The 16,645-nt window shown below is 51.2% G+C and carries 15 protein-coding genes; 3 read left to right on the forward strand and 12 right to left on the reverse strand.

From position 1 onward, the window contains the following. Positions 1 to 42: 42 nt before the first annotated feature. Together AC1DF0_RS18670 and AC1DF0_RS18675 are read right to left on the reverse strand one after the other, a co-directional pair. Complete coding sequence (locus tag AC1DF0_RS18670; RefSeq protein ID WP_442051459.1) at positions 43 to 705, reverse strand: GntR family transcriptional regulator; 663 nt, start codon at positions 703 to 705, stop codon at positions 43 to 45. Positions 706 to 975: 270 nt separating this feature from the next. Next, positions 976 to 1,542 carry a GbsR/MarR family transcriptional regulator gene (locus tag AC1DF0_RS18675; RefSeq protein WP_477574937.1) on the reverse strand — a complete coding sequence of 189 codons (567 nt, stop codon included), beginning with the start codon at positions 1,540 to 1,542 and terminating at the stop codon, positions 976 to 978. Positions 1,543 to 1,783: 241 nt separating this feature from the next. Here AC1DF0_RS18675 and AC1DF0_RS18680 point away from each other — a divergent pair, with 241 nt between their 5' ends. Genes AC1DF0_RS18680 through AC1DF0_RS18690 form a run of 3 tightly spaced genes read left to right on the forward strand, consistent with a single transcriptional unit; the run spans position 1,784 to position 4,731 of the window. Then, positions 1,784 to 2,983: a quaternary amine ABC transporter ATP-binding protein gene (locus AC1DF0_RS18680; protein WP_477574938.1), complete on the forward strand. Its 1,200-nt coding sequence runs from the start codon at positions 1,784 to 1,786 to the stop codon at positions 2,981 to 2,983. Continuing rightward, positions 2,980 to 3,825, forward strand: coding sequence for an ABC transporter permease (locus tag AC1DF0_RS18685; RefSeq protein WP_477574939.1), 846 nt, complete (start codon positions 2,980 to 2,982; stop codon positions 3,823 to 3,825). The genes AC1DF0_RS18680 and AC1DF0_RS18685 overlap by 4 nt, the downstream gene beginning before the upstream one ends. 33 nt (positions 3,826 to 3,858) lie before the next feature. Beyond that, a complete protein-coding gene (locus AC1DF0_RS18690; protein WP_477574940.1) occupies positions 3,859 to 4,731 on the forward strand; it encodes a glycine betaine ABC transporter substrate-binding protein in 873 nt (290 codons plus the stop codon). A gap of 64 nt (positions 4,732 to 4,795) precedes the next feature. Here AC1DF0_RS18690 and AC1DF0_RS18695 read toward each other — a convergent pair whose 3' ends face one another. The 10 genes from AC1DF0_RS18695 to AC1DF0_RS18740 form a co-directional block, all read right to left on the reverse strand. Then, complete coding sequence (locus tag AC1DF0_RS18695) at positions 4,796 to 5,896, reverse strand: Gfo/Idh/MocA family oxidoreductase (RefSeq protein WP_475819493.1); 1,101 nt, start codon at positions 5,894 to 5,896, stop codon at positions 4,796 to 4,798. A gap of 61 nt (positions 5,897 to 5,957) precedes the next feature. After that, entirely contained in the window at positions 5,958 to 6,680 is a 723-nt protein-coding gene (locus AC1DF0_RS18700; RefSeq protein WP_477574941.1) for a ThuA domain-containing protein, read from the reverse strand. A 70-nt stretch (positions 6,681 to 6,750) separates the two neighbouring features. Next, positions 6,751 to 7,917 carry a Gfo/Idh/MocA family protein gene (locus tag AC1DF0_RS18705; RefSeq protein WP_442051464.1) on the reverse strand — a complete coding sequence of 389 codons (1,167 nt, stop codon included), beginning with the start codon at positions 7,915 to 7,917 and terminating at the stop codon, positions 6,751 to 6,753. 21 nt (positions 7,918 to 7,938) lie between these two features. Next, positions 7,939 to 8,958: a LacI family DNA-binding transcriptional regulator gene (locus AC1DF0_RS18710; protein ID WP_477574964.1), complete on the reverse strand. Its 1,020-nt coding sequence runs from the start codon at positions 8,956 to 8,958 to the stop codon at positions 7,939 to 7,941. A gap of 173 nt (positions 8,959 to 9,131) precedes the next feature. After that, complete coding sequence (locus tag AC1DF0_RS18715; protein WP_477574942.1) at positions 9,132 to 9,959, reverse strand: PIG-L deacetylase family protein; 828 nt, start codon at positions 9,957 to 9,959, stop codon at positions 9,132 to 9,134. Next, a complete protein-coding gene (locus AC1DF0_RS18720) occupies positions 9,956 to 10,795 on the reverse strand; it encodes a PIG-L deacetylase family protein (protein WP_477574943.1) in 840 nt (279 codons plus the stop codon). The genes AC1DF0_RS18715 and AC1DF0_RS18720 overlap by 4 nt, the downstream gene beginning before the upstream one ends. Then, a complete protein-coding gene (locus AC1DF0_RS18725; protein ID WP_477574944.1) occupies positions 10,788 to 13,064 on the reverse strand; it encodes a helix-turn-helix domain-containing protein in 2,277 nt (758 codons plus the stop codon). Before AC1DF0_RS18725 ends, AC1DF0_RS18720 begins: the two co-directional genes overlap by 8 nt. Before the next feature lie 34 nt (positions 13,065 to 13,098). Then, on the reverse strand, positions 13,099 to 14,616 hold the full coding sequence (locus AC1DF0_RS18730) for an extracellular solute-binding protein (RefSeq protein WP_442051468.1): 1,518 nt from the start codon (positions 14,614 to 14,616) through the stop codon (positions 13,099 to 13,101). Positions 14,617 to 14,651: 35 nt separating this feature from the next. Beyond that, positions 14,652 to 15,545: a carbohydrate ABC transporter permease gene (locus AC1DF0_RS18735; protein ID WP_477574945.1), complete on the reverse strand. Its 894-nt coding sequence runs from the start codon at positions 15,543 to 15,545 to the stop codon at positions 14,652 to 14,654. Between the two features lie 21 nt (positions 15,546 to 15,566). Continuing rightward, positions 15,567 to 16,475, reverse strand: coding sequence for an ABC transporter permease (locus AC1DF0_RS18740; protein WP_337102737.1), 909 nt, complete (start codon positions 16,473 to 16,475; stop codon positions 15,567 to 15,569). Between the last annotated feature and the right edge of the window lie 170 nt (positions 16,476 to 16,645).

Raw genomic sequence — 16,645 nt, forward strand, 5'->3', positions numbered from 1 at the left:
CTATTTGGCATCCGAAATTGGATACAATATTGGCTAAAAAAATTAGTACTGAAAAATATCGGACAGGTTCAGTACATTCGTCGTCGACACTGTGAAATTGAGCGAGCGCTCGATCTGGAGCAGATGCTCCGTCATAATTCGTGCAGCCTGTTCCCCATCCTTGCGAACGATGGCCCCGATCAAATCCTCATGATCATGGCAAAAGTTCTGGTTCGTTCCGTATAGGGCAATGATGACGGCCGTTAACGAAATCAATTCCTCCAAAAAGTGATAATAATACGTATTGTCCGCTAGCTCGGCGAGCTTTAAGTGAAAGTCGACGGTTACATCGAGCGCGCCTACGATGTCTCCGGCATGGCTTGCCTGGTGTTCTTCCTTCAGCAGCGCCTCCAATTGGGCAATTTGTGCCGGTACGACGATGCCGCATAGCTTGCTAACCATGGCGGACTCGATGATGCGCCTCATTTCGAATACGGCTCTTGCCTCTTCGACGCTCGGGCAGGAAACGAATGCCCCCCGATACGGAATAACGGTAACGAGCTTCTCCATCGCCAACCGGCGCAGCACGTTTCGAATCGGCGTTCTGCTCACTTGAAAAGCTTCGGCAAGCGAATCCTCCACTAACTGCATGTTGGGCAGCAGCTTATGCTGCGTAATCGCCAGCTTGATGTCTTTATAAATTTCCATTTCCTTCTTTTTAGACATGGCCCTCCCCCTTTTGGTTGAAGCATCGTTCATCCCTTCGGCCGAAGAAGATGTTAAATATAGTGACATTGTAGTTGTGTTTCTTCCGATGCGTCAATGGATAAGCGTTAATTTCGGCATTGTGCATAATTAAAGCGATTACAAATTAACATGGTTAAATATTGATAGCGCTTTCCTTGTTTTTAACTGACATATATATAACATCAAATGGGTTGATCGAACAAAAAAAACTGCGGCAACAAGAGCCGCAGTTCGCGCAATCGAACTATTTTATTCGGAATCGTCTTCCTTCGGTATGAATTGATAAATGTCTCCTGTCTCGAACGAATCGATTAGGCGGTCCAGCCACCGATAATATTTGAGCGCTTCTTCAATCTTGGCTGCATCGTTGTCGAGTACATGCACGAAATCCTGCTCATCCTCATGCTGACGCTTAAGCTCCGCAATCTCCTTTAATGAACGAGACAGCACATGCTTGTTTTGCTCCAGAGCCTTTCTCCATTTAATCGAGAAGAAATCGGCGAAGTTCTGATGCCAATCGGGAACAGCCTCATATAAGTCTTTGCGCGAGCCCTTGCCCCATACCTTATTGATCATCTTCAGATCAAGCAAGGTTCGCATGCCTGTACTCATTGACGTCTTGCTCATGCCCATCGTATGGCTCATTTCGTCGAGGGTGACCGGCTCTTGATTGAAATACATATTACCGTATAAGTGCCCAATGGATAATGTAACGCCGTATAAGTCCATATTTTTGCCGATCGATTCGATAACACGTCTGCGCGTACGCTGTAGCTTGTCTATCTGTTCGTCCGTTAACGCTGCAAGTTCATTCATTATGTTCCTCCAGGAGGGATCGTTATCCCCGTTCAATCCTACAAGAAGTATTGTAATCAAATGCTTGTCTATATGTAAAGATAACGTTTGGATCGAAAAAGGGAGTTATACGGAGCATTCCGTACGAAAAGTTTGTAAAGTTAAAACTGTACGTACATTACGAAGGCTCACGCGTTTTGACCTTTACAGGAATAACCACCTACACTTGTAGGAGACAAATATCGCACAAGGGGGACATTACATGGCCATTATAGAAGCCAAGAGGCTGACCAAAATTTTCGGACCCGATCCGAAAAAAGCGATTCCGCTGCTGGATAAAGGATGGTCCAAAGAAAAAATCCACGCGGAAACGAAACTTACTGTCGGTGTTAATCAGGCCGAATTCGCCATCGAGGCCGGTCAAATATTCGTTATTATGGGCTTGTCCGGGAGCGGCAAGTCGACGCTCGTCCGTCTGATCAATCGGTTGATTGAGCCGACATCGGGCCAAATCTTATTCAATGGAACAGATGTACTAAAGATGAATGCTGAGCAATTGCGTCAATTCCGCCGTAAGAACGTCGGAATGGTATTCCAGAAGTTCGCGCTGTTCCCGCATCGCACCGTTATTCAGAATATCGAATACGGCTTAGAGGTGCAAGGCATCGATAAGAAGAAACGGCGCGAGATGGCGATGCAGTCCTTGGAGCTAGTCGGTCTTTCCGGCTGGGCGAACAGCTATCCCGAGCAGCTTAGCGGCGGCATGCAGCAGCGCGTCGGGCTGGCTAGAGGGCTCGCGAACGATCCCGACGTCCTTCTTATGGATGAAGCGTTCAGCGCGCTCGATCCGCTGATACGCAAGGATATGCAGGACGAGCTGCTCGAGCTCCAGTCGAAAATGAAAAAAACGATCGTATTCATCACGCATGATTTGAATGAGGCGCTGCGTATCGGCGATCAAATCGCGTTAATGAAGGACGGCAGCATCGTTCAGATCGGCACGCCGGACGAAATTCTGATGCAGCCGGCTAATAAATACGTGGAACGGTTCGTCGAGGATGTCGACTTATCCAAGGTGCTGACCGCTTCCCGCGTAATGGAGAAGGCCGAGACGATAACGATTGAAAGAGGTCCGCGCGTTGCGCTTCAATTCATGAGAGATCGCGGCGTTTCCAGTCTGTATGCCGTCGACAAGATGATGAAGCTGCTCGGCGTTATTACAGCCGAGGATGCTTCCAGGGCGCTCAAGGAAGGACTAACGCTTCAAGAAGTATTGCTTCAGGAGGCTCCAACCGCAGCACCTGACGCTCTTATTAACGAGCTGTTCGAAGGCATGAGCAGTTACAAGCTCCCCGTAGCCGTAGTCGACGACAACAACCGTCTTTTAGGCGTCGTATTGAAGGGCGCTGTGTTAGCCGCGTTAGCAGGGAATACCGTGTTCGAGGCAGGTGACTCCGCATGAGTATGAACATTCCAAAGATCCCGTTAGCCGAATGGATCGAATCGCTCGAAGCATGGCTCGAAACGAATTTGGACCCGGTGTTCGGCGTCATTCGCACCGTTGTCGGCGGAACCGTCGGCGGACTGGATACATTGCTGAATAGCGTCCATCCGCTCCTGTTAATCGTTATTTTCACCTTATTGGCATGGTTTATCGGCAGATGGAGGATGGCAATCTTTACTGCTATCGGTCTGCTCGTGATCGACAACCTCGGTTTATGGAGCCAGACGATGCAGACGCTGGCGCTCGTATTAACGGCCGCCATCATATCCGTCATTATCGGCGTACCGATCGGCATCCTATGCGCTCGCAACAATAGCGTACAGAAAGTCGTGACACCACTGCTTGACTTCATGCAGACGATGCCGGCATTCGTATATTTATTGCCTGCCGTCACATTCTTCTCGCTTGGCGTCGTTCCAGGCGTCATCTCGTCGATCATATTCGCGATTCCGCCAACGATTCGTTTAACTAACCTTGGCATACGCCAAGTTCCGGCGGAACTCGTCGAGGCGGCCGACGCTTTCGGCTCGACGCCGTCTCAGAAGCTGTTCAAGCTTCAGCTTCCCATCGCGATGCCAACGATCATGGCCGGCATCAACCAGACGATCATGCTGTCGCTATCGATGGTCGTTATCGCTTCCATGATTGGCGCTCAAGGCGTCGGGGCTTACGTGTACCGCGCCGTAACGCAAGGCAACACCGGTGTCGGATTCGAAGCCGGCCTAGCCATTGTCATCTTGGCCATCATTCTTGATCGTCTGACGCAGCAGGTCATCCGCCGCACGAAAACAACCGGATAATCGGTAACTATTATTAAACGAAGGAGTGGTCTTTTGAAACGAAACAAATTATTCGTAATCGCAGCAGTCGTACTCGCCATTGCACTAGTAGCAGGATGTTCAACGTCTAATAACGGTGGCAAGTCGGGCAAAAAAATAACGCTCGCCTATGTCGCATGGGACTCCGAAATCGCCAGCACTTATGTGCTCAAGGAAGTATTGGAGCAAAAGCTCGATTATAAAGTTGAGCTGATGCAGGTCGACGCTGGCCCAATGTGGGCGGGCATCTCCGACGGAAGCGCGGACGCCATGGCGGCGGCATGGCTGCCGACAACGCATGAGTCGTATGCCGCGAAGTATGAAGGCAAGTACGACGATCTAGGCATCAACCTGGATGGAACGAAGATTGGACTCGTCGTACCGCAATATATGGACATTAATAGCATCGAGGATTTGACGGATGAAGTAGGCGCAACACTTGATTATACGATTATCGGCATCGAGCCGGGCGCAGGGCTTATGATGTCAACCGAAAAAGCGTTTGACGAATACGGCTTGCGCGATAAGTGGACACTGCTCGAGAGCTCCTCTGCCGCTATGACTCAGCAGCTCGAGAAAGCATATAACGATCAGAAGCCGATCGTCGTTACCGGCTGGACGCCTCACTGGAAGTTCGCGAAGATGGATCTGAAATATTTGGAGGATCCAAAAAACGTCTATGGCGGCGACGAGCAGATTTATACCGTTGCCCGCAAAGGACTGAAGGATGATCAGCCTGAGGCTTACGCATTCCTTGATGCCTTTAATTGGACACCGGATGAAATGGCCGATGTCATGATTCAAATCCAAGAAGGCAAGTCGCCGGAAGATGCCGCCAAGCAATGGGTGGAACAGAATCCGGACAAGGTTGAAACTTGGATCAAATAACAGGTTTATTCTATGCAAGAAGGCCGCTCCCGATCGGGAGCGGCCCTTGTTTTATTATGAATGACTAATCCAGGCAGAACGGTTGCAGACCAAGCGGCAACGGAGCCGGACGCTCGCAGCTGCTCTTCATCTTGTAATGCACGCCTTGTTCGGATGCATCATGGAAACCATGCATCGCTTCAAGCACATGGAAAGCCAGCTCGCCGCTAACGCGCGGTTTGCGGCCGGTAAGAATCGCTTTCGCCATATCGGCTGCGCCGACGCCGCGGGCGTTCTCCGAGTAGCCATGGGCAAGAGGGATTTCCTTCCACTCTTTCTGTCCAGGGCGATTAATATAGATCGGGCCGCCGAAGCCGTTCGGATCCGGAACTTGCATCGTGCCTGCGCTGCCGTATACTTCGATGCATGGAAGACGCGAACCGCCTTTCACGTCGAAGCTCGTAAGCAGTGTGCCGATAGCGCCGGAAGCGAAGTCCATTACGCCTGCGATATGCGTCGGTACTTCAACTTGCACCTTCTGCCCGTATTTCGGCTGGCTCGTGATCGTACGTTCAGGGAAGGAAATACGTGCCGAGCCCGTTACGCGGTTAATTGGTCCAAGCATCGCGACAAGCGCAGTCAGATAGTAAGGCCCCATATCGAACATCGGACCGCCGCCGTGCTGGTAGTAGAACTCAGGAGCCGGATGCCAAGATTCGTGGCCTCCGCCTACCATGAATGCCGTAGCGCCGATCGGCGTGCCGATCCAGCCATCTTCGATCAGCTTAATGCTCGTTTGGATGCCGCCGCCAAGGAATGTATCAGGCGCGCTTCCTGCATATAGACCTTTCTTGCGGGCAAGCTCGAGCACCGCAAGACCTTCCTCGCGCGTAACCGCGAAAGGTTTCTCTACATACACATGCTTGCCTGCTTCGAGCGCTCTTAAGTTAACGGAAGCGTGAGCTTGCGGAATCGTCAAGTTAATGACCATTTGAATATCCGGATCGGCAAGAAGCTCGTCGACGGAATAACCTTTAATGCCGTGCTCTTCAGCCTTAGCCTTTGCGCGCTCCACATCTAGATCCGCGCATGCTACTACTTGCATGGAATCGAATTTGCTTCCGTTTTGCAAATAAATGCCGCTAATGTTGCCCGTACCGATTATGCCTACTTTAATCTTCTCCATGTTCCTTCGTCCCTCGTCCCATATCATGATTATGATTAATGAATTGCTTCTTACCGTTGTCCTACAGTTGATTGTCCTGCATACCTGTGTACGCTCCGCCTTCTACGCCAGCAGCTACAGCCTTTGCTTTGCCTTCTGCGCACCATAGGAAGCCGCGGCGCATCAATTCCTTAACGGAATCCATCTCAACGATATTCGCTTGGTGACCAAGCGCATTGTAATACACGCGTCCTACGCCCCAACGCTTCGTCCATACGACAGGCATGTCAACCGCTTTGTTAAGCGAGTGCGGCCCAGGCGTAATAGGGAAACGCGTCGTAGCGAGCACTTCTACAGCCGGATCCACATGCAAATAATATTGCTCGGACTTCACCGTGAAGTCTTCCATGTCTTCCGTCAAAGCGCTCGTCGAATTGCGCATGTTCACAACGTATTCCACACCGTCATTACCCGGATGAGCGACCCATTGTCCGCCCGTCATGAACTGCCAGTCTACATTTTCCCGGAACGAGTCGCACATGCCGCCGTGGCAGCCTGCAAGACCGACGCCGCTCTGTACGGCAACGGATACGTTGTCCACGAGCTTCTGATCGATGCGCCCCATCGTCCATACCGGCACGATAAGATCAAGCGCCTTCAACTTCTCTCCATCCTCGAACGCTTCAAGCTTATCGGATACTTCAACCTCGAAGCCTTCCTTCTCAAGCACCTCTTGGAAAATACCAGCGACTTCCTTCGGCTGATGGCCGTCCCATCCGCCCCATACGATCAATGCCTTCTTCATGCTAACTCCTCGCTCTCTCTAGCCCTCTTTAGCTGCTTTCTTGTCTTCTTCTTTCGCTTTCGATACAACCCTATTTCAATTCGCTAATCGATACCCAGCGACGCTGCGCAATCGACAGATCAACCGCCTCAAGTACCTCTTGGCATTTCACGCCGTCATTGAAGTTCGGTACAGGCTGACGATCTTCGGCAAGCGCCTGCATGAATTCAAGCACCTCATGCGTGAACGTATGCTCGAAGCCGATCGTATGTCCTGCCGGCCACCAAGCATCCATGTAGGCATGCGCAGGATCGGTTGCCAGTACGCGGCGGAAGCCTTGTACGTCCTCTGCATCGTCCGTGAAGTACACTTGAAGCTCGTTCATGCGCTCGAAATCGAACTTGATGCTGCCTTTGCTGCCGTTGATCTCGAAGCCGTTCGTACAACGATGTCCGGCAGCGAAGCGCGTTGCTTCGAAGCTTCCGAGCGCACCGTTCTCGAAGCGCGTCATGAACAACGTAGCATCGTCAACCGTCACTTCGCCGCGAGGACCTTCCGCGCTGCCTTTGGCGCTAAGTCCCGTCATAGCCGATGCCAATGGACGTTCCTTGATGAACGTCTCGCTCATGCCGATGACTTCGTTGAATTCGCCGACGAGGAAACGAGCCATGTCGATCAAATGCGCGCCAAGGTCGCCGTGCGATCCCGAACCGGCAATGTCCTTCTGCAGACGCCATACGAGCGGGAAGTTCGGATCGATGATCCAGTCCTGCAGGAACATCGCACGGAAGTGGAAGATCTTGCCGATGCGGCCTTCTTCAATCAGTTTCTTCGCAAGCTGTACCGCAGGCGAGAACCGGTAGTTGAAGCCAACCATATGTTTAACGCCGGCTTTCTCTGCCGCTTCGAGCATCTCGCGGGAGTCCTCGAGCGTCAGCGCAAGCGGCTTCTCGCAGAACAAGTGCTTGCCTTCCGCGGCAGCCGCAAGCGCGATCTCTTTGTGCGCGTCGCTTGGCGCATTAATATCGATGAGGTCGATATCGTCGCGCTTAACGAGTTGTCTCCAATCCGTCTCTACGCTTTCCCAGCCGAACTGCTCGCGGGCTTGCTCGACGCCTTCCGGATCGCGTCCGCAAATCGCCGCCATAACCGGCTTCACCACCGACTTCGGAAAGAACATCGGAAGCGCGCGATACGCATTGCTGTGCGCCTTGCCCATGAACTTGTAGCCAACCATACCTACACGAATTTTTTCCATTTTCATACCGCCTCTCATGAATTAAGTTGTTTCCCTTGCAATCAGGCGTACGGGCAGCAGCTCAAGCTCGCCATCCGCGCCGTCTGCCTTATATTCCGCATCCAACAATCTTGCGGCAGCCCTTCTTCCCATCTCATAAAAAGGGACCGCTACCGTCGTCAGCATCGGACTTATAATTCTAGAACTGTCCGAATCGTCATAGCCGACAAGCGAATAATGACGGCCTGTCTCATACCCTTGCTCGCGCAGCCCTTGCATTAAGCCGATCGCCATCCGGTCATTGGCTGCGAATACAGCATCAATTGCACCTTCTCCTATCGCCTTGCCGATGCGCTCAGCCAGCTCATAACCGCTCTTGCGACTATAGTTGCCTACGAATATATGATTCGCGATTACCGGCATACCTGCTTCTTGGAGCGCAAGCGCGTAGCCTTGCTGCCTATCCGTACTATTCGAGTATTGCTCCGGCCCGTTCAGAAATGCAATCTTGCTTCGTCCGCGCTCTATCAGGTGATTCACCGCAGCTATGCTTCCCGCAATATGATCAGAATCGACTGTTGCATATGATTCCTCGTCATATCGCTGATTAACCAAGCAGAACGGATATCCCTCACGCTTCAATTCCGCGAGCGCAGCCCGCTCCTCCGGCACGTTCTCCGAGCCAAGCACGATGCATGCGTCAATCTTCTGCGTACGGAACAGCTTTGCATAGTCTCTCTCCCCGCCGTATTCTCTGAAAATAAGCAGCAGATCGTAACCGCAGCGCTTAGCCGTCTCGCCGATACCGCTTAATATTTCCGAGAAATAGTAAGTGGAGAACAGATGCACCTTCGGCACGAATGGCAGAATGACGCCAATGTTGCCGCTCTTCCTTCTTGCGAACTGCTGGGCCAGCGCATTCGGCACATAACCGATCTCCGCCGCGGCTCGCAGCACCCGTTCGCGAGTCTCCTCTTTCATAGGTCCAACATTGTTAAGGACACGAGATACGGTCGCCTCCGAGACGCCGGCCAGCTTCGCTACTTCTTTCCTGCTAATGATCGCTAGCCTCCCGTAAACTCATTTTCGCTGTAAAATTTTATTAATGTACACGCGTACATTATGGCATGAAAACGGTTTATCGTCAATAAACTTATTGGCTTAATTTTATCCGTCGTCTTAATAGACATAAAAATAACCGCCGGGTTAATCACCCCAGCGGTCTCTTATGCCTGTTAGCCGCGCAGCCTTGAAACGAGCTCCAACTGCCGCTCCGAAAGTTCTCCAGCGTTATAGTCCGCGAATTCGAACGGCTCTGCGAAACTAACCTTTTCCGCATCGTCCGCTCCGTAATCCCTCTTAAGCGCCGGCTGCATTTCATCCGATACCCGGAAGAACGTCGACCAGCCTTCCAATATAAACTGCCTCTTCCCTTCCCAGTCCTGCGGCACCGGCTTCGTCATCCCCTGCTCGAACGGCGCGAACTCATAGAATTGCGTGGCATGCGCATGACAAGCCAGCAGCTTCTTCTCAAGCGCTGAGCCGATATCGACGACGATATCCGCTTTGTACGATTCGCGCATGGAGTAATCCGGCATCAGCAGGAACAGCGGTTGTTCATCCCAGCAAGGCGTATCGGGAACGATATTCGGCACTTTGGCTACGAATGCGGAAGCGTCGGCTACGACCCGTCCCGCATATCGATTGTCGGTATGAGTCCCTCCTTCCGGATGAAAGGCAATGACGATGTCCGCCTTCCAGGAACGAATGCGCCGAATGACGGCTTCCCTCAGCTCCAAAGTCGGAAGAAGCGATCCATCATGGTTGTCTAGAATCTCATATTCCGCCACGCCTAAGTACCTTGCGGCCTCTATCGCCTCGGAAGCTCTGCGCCCAGCAAGTGCTTCGCCGGACATCTCGTAATGTCCCGCATCTCCATTGGTCAAAGAGAGAAATTTCACCTGATGGCCCCTCTCGGCCAACAAAGCCGTCGTGCCGCCTGCGTAAATTTCCGGTTCATCCGGATGCGCGGCAATGATAATAACTCGAAAAACGTCCTTCACACGCTAGCCTCCTCCGCCAACTTTTCAATAAATAAGCGGACTCGCTCTCCTGTTTCACCCGAATTGTATGAGGCGAGCTCGAACGGTTCCGCATACTGAAATCGGCTTGCCCTCTGCTCCCCGTACAATTCCACAAGCGAAGGCGTCATCTCTTCCGAAACGAGAAGATAATCCGCTATGTCTCTCAGCAGCCACTGCCGTCTACCTTCCCAGGCCGCAGGCACCTCATCCAGCCTTCCATTCGTCCATGGCTGATATTCGAAAAACTGCGATTCATGCGCACCGCAGCCAAGCAGCTTGCTCTCGAGCACGCCGTCGATTCCGACAACGACATCCGCGCGGTATCTCTTCTTCATGGAATAATCCGGCATCAGCAAATACAGCGGCTGCTTATCTAAGCTTCTTGTATCCGGCACGACATTCCGAACCAAGGCGACGAAAGCAGCGGCATCGCTTACCGCCTTGCCTGCATAGCGATTGTCTGCATGGGCGCCCCCTTCCGGATGGAACGTAATAACGACGTCCGCCTCCCACTCCCGAATCTGCTTAATGATGGCGTTGCGCAGCTCGAGCGTTGGCAGCAATGATCCATCATGGTTGTCTAGAATCTCGTATTCAGCAATCCCTAAGGCCGCTTGCGCCTTCTTCGCCTCTTCTGCCCGGCGTTGCACGAGCTCCTCGCCCGACATTTCGAAATGCCCTCCGTCCCCGTTCGTCAGCGACAGAAACTTCACCCCATGTCCGCGCCTTGCGAGAAGCGCCGACGTACCCCCGGCATACTTCTCGCCTTCGTCAGGATGCGCGAATATGACGATTAATTTCAATGATTCAGCCATTCCTTACAGCTCCTCTCAAATTCGACCTATAATCACTCGGAGTAACGCCTACTTCCTTTTTGAATACCGTAAAAAACGTGCTTCTCGACTGGAAGCCGGACTCGGCAGCAATCTCGGCGATCGTCTTGTCCGTCTGCACGAGCAAATATTTGACGAGCTGTATGCGTTCATTCAGAATGTAGCCTGCTACCGTAATTCCCGTTCGTTCTTTGAAGAGGGTGCGGGCGTAATTGACCGATAGCGAGACATGGTTGGCCATTTCATCGATCGTCAACATCGGATTGTGAATGTTCACCTTCAAGTAATGAATCATTTCCTCCACGCGTTCGTCGCGCCTCTCGCCCGCACGCCGCTCGTATAGACTGGCTATAATGGCCTCCGTCTCGCCCTTCAGCTTCTCCATCGCTTCATCCAGCGTGTTGAATCGGTCCAATTCCGAACGAATGCCGTTCATGCCGGATGAATTCATGACTTTTCCGAAAGATTTGTACAAATGATAGATGAGGAACGTCAGCTGCAGCTTGCATTCGTCGTAAGACATTTGGCGCAGCCTGCTTCCCGCTTCGTCCAGCAGCCGTATTGCCTTATCGGTCTGTCCGAGACGAATGGAGTCGATAAGTCCCGGCGGTATCGCTTCATCCGTTAATGACACCAAACTTGTCGCCTCATGCTCGTAATCCGTTTCCTGGTATATTCGGCTGTTCCCATCGATGAAGCTAAGCGTTGCAAGCTGGAACGCTTTGTCGTAAACAAGCTTCAAGTTGCAATCCGGCTGATGCAAATCGCTTAAACCAACGGTTAGATTAAGCTTGAGCCATTTCTGCACACTTTCGTTAATTTCTTCGAAATAGAAGCGAAGGTCTTTCATTTCGTCCTCGGCGTGAACGCCAACGAGAAAGACGAGATGATTGCCGCCGAAATCGACGCTTTCAACCTTCCATGCCTTATGCGCAGCAACGCTTTCGCTTGCAATATTAACGATCATGCTCTTAAGCGTTTTGCGGGAGGAGAAATCATGTTTCTCCGATAACGCCATATAGGAATCAATTCTGCATACGGCCAGAACGATGTACGGGTAGTCCAAGATCGTACTTACTTCCTGCAGCCGTTTGCGCGCCGCGTCCTCCAACCTGCCCTCATTCACCCACTCGCGCAGGTCATCTTCCTTCAGCCTTAGCCGCCCGTCTTGAACGGATTGATTCAACTGCTCGATCTTCTCCGAGAGTATGCCGAACCCTTGTTGAATCTGATGAACTTCAGCTTTCGGCAGCAGCCTTCTTCGCCAGCCGCCCTCCGCGGCCATTTCGAACATGCTGGATACTTGCCTTGCCAGCAAGCTGACGGGACGATGGTATTTACGAGCATTCCAGAACAAAATCGCAATTAACAATAGCAGCAGCCCTAAGAACGAATACAAAATTTTATGTTTAAATGATTCCACATTGCGGAACCAATCGTCCATCCTCGCCGAGTAATAGATCGTCCAGTCCTCGATGCCCGCCAGGTCGTAGGATACGATCCACTTGCTGCCTTGGACGCTCGTTCTGAACGTCTCTTTATGCTGTAGTTTCCCCTGCTCCCGAAGTTGATCGTGCAGCGCCTCGTCCGACTGACCAATGATGGAATCGCCGTTGCCGTCCGCAACGTGAATGAATACGCCGCTATCCTTATTCAGCTGTAGCATGGATTTCTGTATAGCATCGTCATTCAGCCTTATGACCAAGAAGCTCCTAGGCGTATTTTTCTCCAGCCCGAACGGCAGCGAGATGGCGAGTCCTTCTCGGCCTTCGAACAACAGCTTCGTTATGCGGAAATAGTTCGGCGAATCGCMTTGAACGAGCCTTTCCATCGCTTCCTGCATGATCTCGTTAGCCGGCAGCATGCCGGTCTGATAGTCGAATGCTCGCCCTAGATTCGTATTATACAAAATGACAGATTCGATATATGGCTCGTTGACTAGCCTTTTCTTCAGCAGTTGCACCATGGCGTTGAGCGCGAACGGATTCTCTTCCCGCAATTGGATCCACGTCCGAATTTCCGGTTCTTCGTACAGACTCAGCGTAACCCGCTTGAGCCGATCGAAGGTGAATAACAGATTTTCTTTCGTCTGCTCCAGCTTATAGCGATCATTGCGTTCGAGCTCCTGCGAAGCGTAATCGGAATATTGGTTCGACAGGTAGAAGGAGAAGGGGATGACGGCCGCGCTAAACAAAATAACCAAAATAAGAAAGACGTGCAGATAAGCCTCCGCTTGGATATATTTACGCATCGCTTGCTCCCTTCTCCCTCTGTTCGTCTGGACGTTATTTTTTCAAGAAAGCGTCAATTTGCTTTTGTCCTTCTTCTTGAATTTTTTTGAGCGCCGGTCCGGCTTTTTCCGCGAATTCCTTCCAGTACGTGTCGAGATCGACCGCTCCATTGTAGATCGGAAGCAAATACTGGTTCTCCAGCGCGTAAAATTGGGACAGCTCGTTCTGGACGGCGCTCGTATCGAAGTTAAAGCCCGTCAGAACATCAACCGTGAAGTTGTCCGCATTCATAATGAAACGGTTAAGATCGATAGCCGCCGGCTCTTGGTTGGCATCAAGACGGTCGAATTTCGGATTCCATATCCAATCGTAAGGGAACCATGGATATTTATCCGGCGTCAGCATCTTGTATTGCTGATCCCCTGCGTCTTCCCAGTTTACACCCTCGATTCCATAGGCGAGAAGATCATAATTTTCCTGAGAGGCGTTCGCCCAGTCGAGAAATTGGATCGCTTCTTTTTTGTGCTTGCTCGATTTCGGAACGGTCATGAAATTCCACTGCTTGAACGTTGACGAATTTTTTCCCACCGTCGGGTCGAACAGCGTATACGATTCAAGCTCCGAGCCAGGCAAGTTAGCCAGCAGCTTCTTCGCCAGGTCCGCCTTCAAGCCGAAGTCCGTCGCTAAATAAACCGCCGTAGGATGAGTCGTCACCCAATTGTCCGGATCCTTGATCGCCATGACGTCGGGATTAATAATTTTGTCCTGGTACAGCTTGCGGGCATTCTCGATCGCGCTCCAAATGACCGGGCTCGGGTCGTCCAGCATATTTCGGATAACAGGCGAATTCGGTGCCCGGTACAAAATAAAATCAGTCAGCATAGGCGTCATCATAACGTCCGTCCCTTGTGCTAAGCGGAAATGCACTTCAGACATCGGGATTTGCGTCTGCGGGGTCATCGGAATGATGTCCGGGAACTGCTCCTTTACTTTTCTGGCGAAAGCGACAATGTCATCGTACGATTGCATCGGCTGCAGACCGAGCTTTTCCCTCAAATCTTTCCGAATGTAATAGGTCGTAGGCTTATAAAAGGAATTGCCTAGCGGAATCGCGAGTATTTGGCCGTTGATTTTGTTGGCATCCCACATTTGCTGCGGGCGTGCCGCTAATATGTTTTTACCGTATTCGTTAAGCAAGTCCTCGAGCGGTTCATAGTAACCCGCCGAAGCCATGCTGTCGAGATGCATCCATGGCGCTTCGAACATCAAGTCGACCTGTTCGCCGCTCGTGAGCATAATTTGCGTTTTTTGATGAATATCCGACCAGGAGGAGAAGATCACATCGAGCTTCACGTTGAGCGTGCCTTTTATTCTATTCTCGATTTCCGCGATTACCTTATCCATGTCGGCAGGCCGGTCGCCGGGCATGACGATCTTAAGCGTCACGGGCTCCGAGGAAACCTTCTGTCCGTTTTCTCCGTTATCGGACTTCTCCCCAGTATTGCCCGAGCATGCCGCTGCGAGCAATGCGGTAATTAGCAGCATCGCGCTAAGTTTAAGCCATTTTTTCATATCGATAACCTCCACGGGGATCTCCCGACAATGTATTAACCTTTCACCGAACCTATCGTCAAACCCTTTACGAAGTACTTCTGAATATAAGGATACAGGAACACGATCGGACCGATCGTCAAGCAGACCGTCGCCAGCCGCACGCCTTGATTCGGCAAGCCGCCTCCGTATGCGCCGGGACTGCCCTGAATGTAGGACAAAATGTTTAAGTTGGAAATGAGCTGCCGAATCATGAGCTGCAGCGGCTGAAGCTTATAATTATCGACGAACAGCAGCGCCAGCCACCAATCATTCCAGTAGAAGATCGCATAGAACAAGCTGATCGTTGCGATCGCCGGTATCGATATCGGCCACATGATTCGGAAGAAGATCCGGTAATCGCCCGCTCCGTCTATAACGGCCGATTCATAGATTTCAAACGGCAGCGTGCGGAAGAATGAAACCAATATGAACGTATAGAACGGATTGATGAGCGACGGCAAAATCATGGACCATATGCTGTCCTTAAGTCCCAGCCATACCGAAATAACGATATAGAAGCCGACAAGACCCGTACCGAACAAAATCGTAAAATACGTAAAAAAAGCGAGATGGTTTTTGTACTTTACTTTGGGATGGGCCAGCACGTAGGCGAACATCGCCGTGATGAGCACGGCAAGCACGGTCCCTACCACCGTAACGAAGAGCGTAACACCGTAACTATAATAAATTTGATTGCCTGTAAGTAAATAACGGTAAGCGTCGAGAGACCATTTGCTCGGGAGCAGGCTGAAGCCGTGCAGCCCAAGCACGCTTTCGGAGGCGAATGAGTTAACGATAACGAGCCAAAACGGAATAAATGAAAACAACGCAAACGACGTAACCGTCAAATATACGATAGCTATGACTAGTTTGTCGGAGGCACCTGTGTGTTTAATGGAGCTTAACATGACGTATAGCCCTCCTCCCTTCTAGAAAATGCTCGAATCCTTGTCTATCTTCCGCACGATCCAATTGAATACGCATATCGTCACCAGCCCGAGCACGGACTGATACAGTCCGATCGACGATGACATGCCGAAGTTGCCTAACTGGCGCAGAGCGCGGTACGCATACGTGTCGATGACGTCCGTCGTCTCGTACAGAACGCCGTTGTCGCCGACGAGTCCGAAGATCATGCCGAAATCCCCGTAGAAGATACGGCCGATCGCAAGCAGCGTAAGCACGATGATCGTCGGTCGAAGCAGCGGCAGCGTAATATACCTTATGCGCTGCAGTCTCGTGGCCCCGTCCATTTGCGCGCTTTCGTAATAGTCCGGCGAAATGCCTGTTATAGCCGCCAAATAAATAACAGCCTGATAACCTGCCGTCTTCCATACGCTTATTACCGTTAAGATCGCCGGCCAATAGTGCGGCATGTTGTACCAGGACACCGCATCCAAGCCAAGCTCCTTCAAGGATCGGTTGATTAATCCATCCGAAGTATTGAGCAGGGAGAACAGCATCATGCTTACGACCATCCACGATACGAAGAACGGAAGAAACGCCATCGACTGCGTGATTCGCTTGAATACGGCCTGCCGGATCTCGTTAAGAAAAATAGCGAGCATGACAGAAATAACAAGCCCGAACGTAATGAACAGCGCATTTAGGAAAAGAGTGTTGAACGTCACGCGCAGCCAATCGCTTCCCCCGAAAAAGAACTTGAAATTATCGAGTCCCGTCCATGGGCTGCCCCAAATCCCGTCAAAGTAATTGTAGTTTTTGAACGCGATTACGTGTCCGAACATCGGTAAATAAAAGAAAATAACGAGCACCAGCAAACCCGGAACCGCGAGCGAATACAAGACGCGATTACGTATGATTTCTCGAAACGCCATTTGGTTTCACCCCCTTCACAACGTTATGATAACGTCATGTTGAGGTCACAATATAGTCTCCGATTCAATGATTCGGTTCAGATTTCATGGATTTTGGTACAACTCGTCCTAAATACGTCATTTTTTCTAACATGATACTAACATCATATTCCACCTACCGCAATTTGAAT

This window comes from Paenibacillus sp. 05T425, from assembly GCF_056396205.1.

Coding starts and splice junctions, on each gene's coding strand:
- AC1DF0_RS18670 (WP_442051459.1), bottom strand. CDS start 705: ATGTCTAAAAAGAAGGAAATGGAAATTTATAAAGACATCAAGCTGGCG.
- AC1DF0_RS18675 (WP_477574937.1), bottom strand. CDS start 1,542: ATGAATGAACTTGCAGCGTTAACGGACGAACAGATAGACAAGCTACAG.
- AC1DF0_RS18680 (WP_477574938.1), top strand. CDS start 1,784: ATGGCCATTATAGAAGCCAAGAGGCTGACCAAAATTTTCGGACCCGAT.
- AC1DF0_RS18685 (WP_477574939.1), top strand. CDS start 2,980: ATGAGTATGAACATTCCAAAGATCCCGTTAGCCGAATGGATCGAATCG.
- AC1DF0_RS18695 (WP_475819493.1), bottom strand. CDS start 5,896: ATGGAGAAGATTAAAGTAGGCATAATCGGTACGGGCAACATTAGCGGC.
- AC1DF0_RS18700 (WP_477574941.1), bottom strand. CDS start 6,680: ATGAAGAAGGCATTGATCGTATGGGGCGGATGGGACGGCCATCAGCCG.
- AC1DF0_RS18705 (WP_442051464.1), bottom strand. CDS start 7,917: ATGGAAAAAATTCGTGTAGGTATGGTTGGCTACAAGTTCATGGGCAAG.
- AC1DF0_RS18720 (WP_477574943.1), bottom strand. CDS start 10,795: ATGGCTGAATCATTGAAATTAATCGTCATATTCGCGCATCCTGACGAA.
- AC1DF0_RS18730 (WP_442051468.1), bottom strand. CDS start 14,616: ATGAAAAAATGGCTTAAACTTAGCGCGATGCTGCTAATTACCGCATTG.
- AC1DF0_RS18735 (WP_477574945.1), bottom strand. CDS start 15,545: ATGTTAAGCTCCATTAAACACACAGGTGCCTCCGACAAACTAGTCATA.
- AC1DF0_RS18740 (WP_337102737.1), bottom strand. CDS start 16,475: ATGGCGTTTCGAGAAATCATACGTAATCGCGTCTTGTATTCGCTCGCG.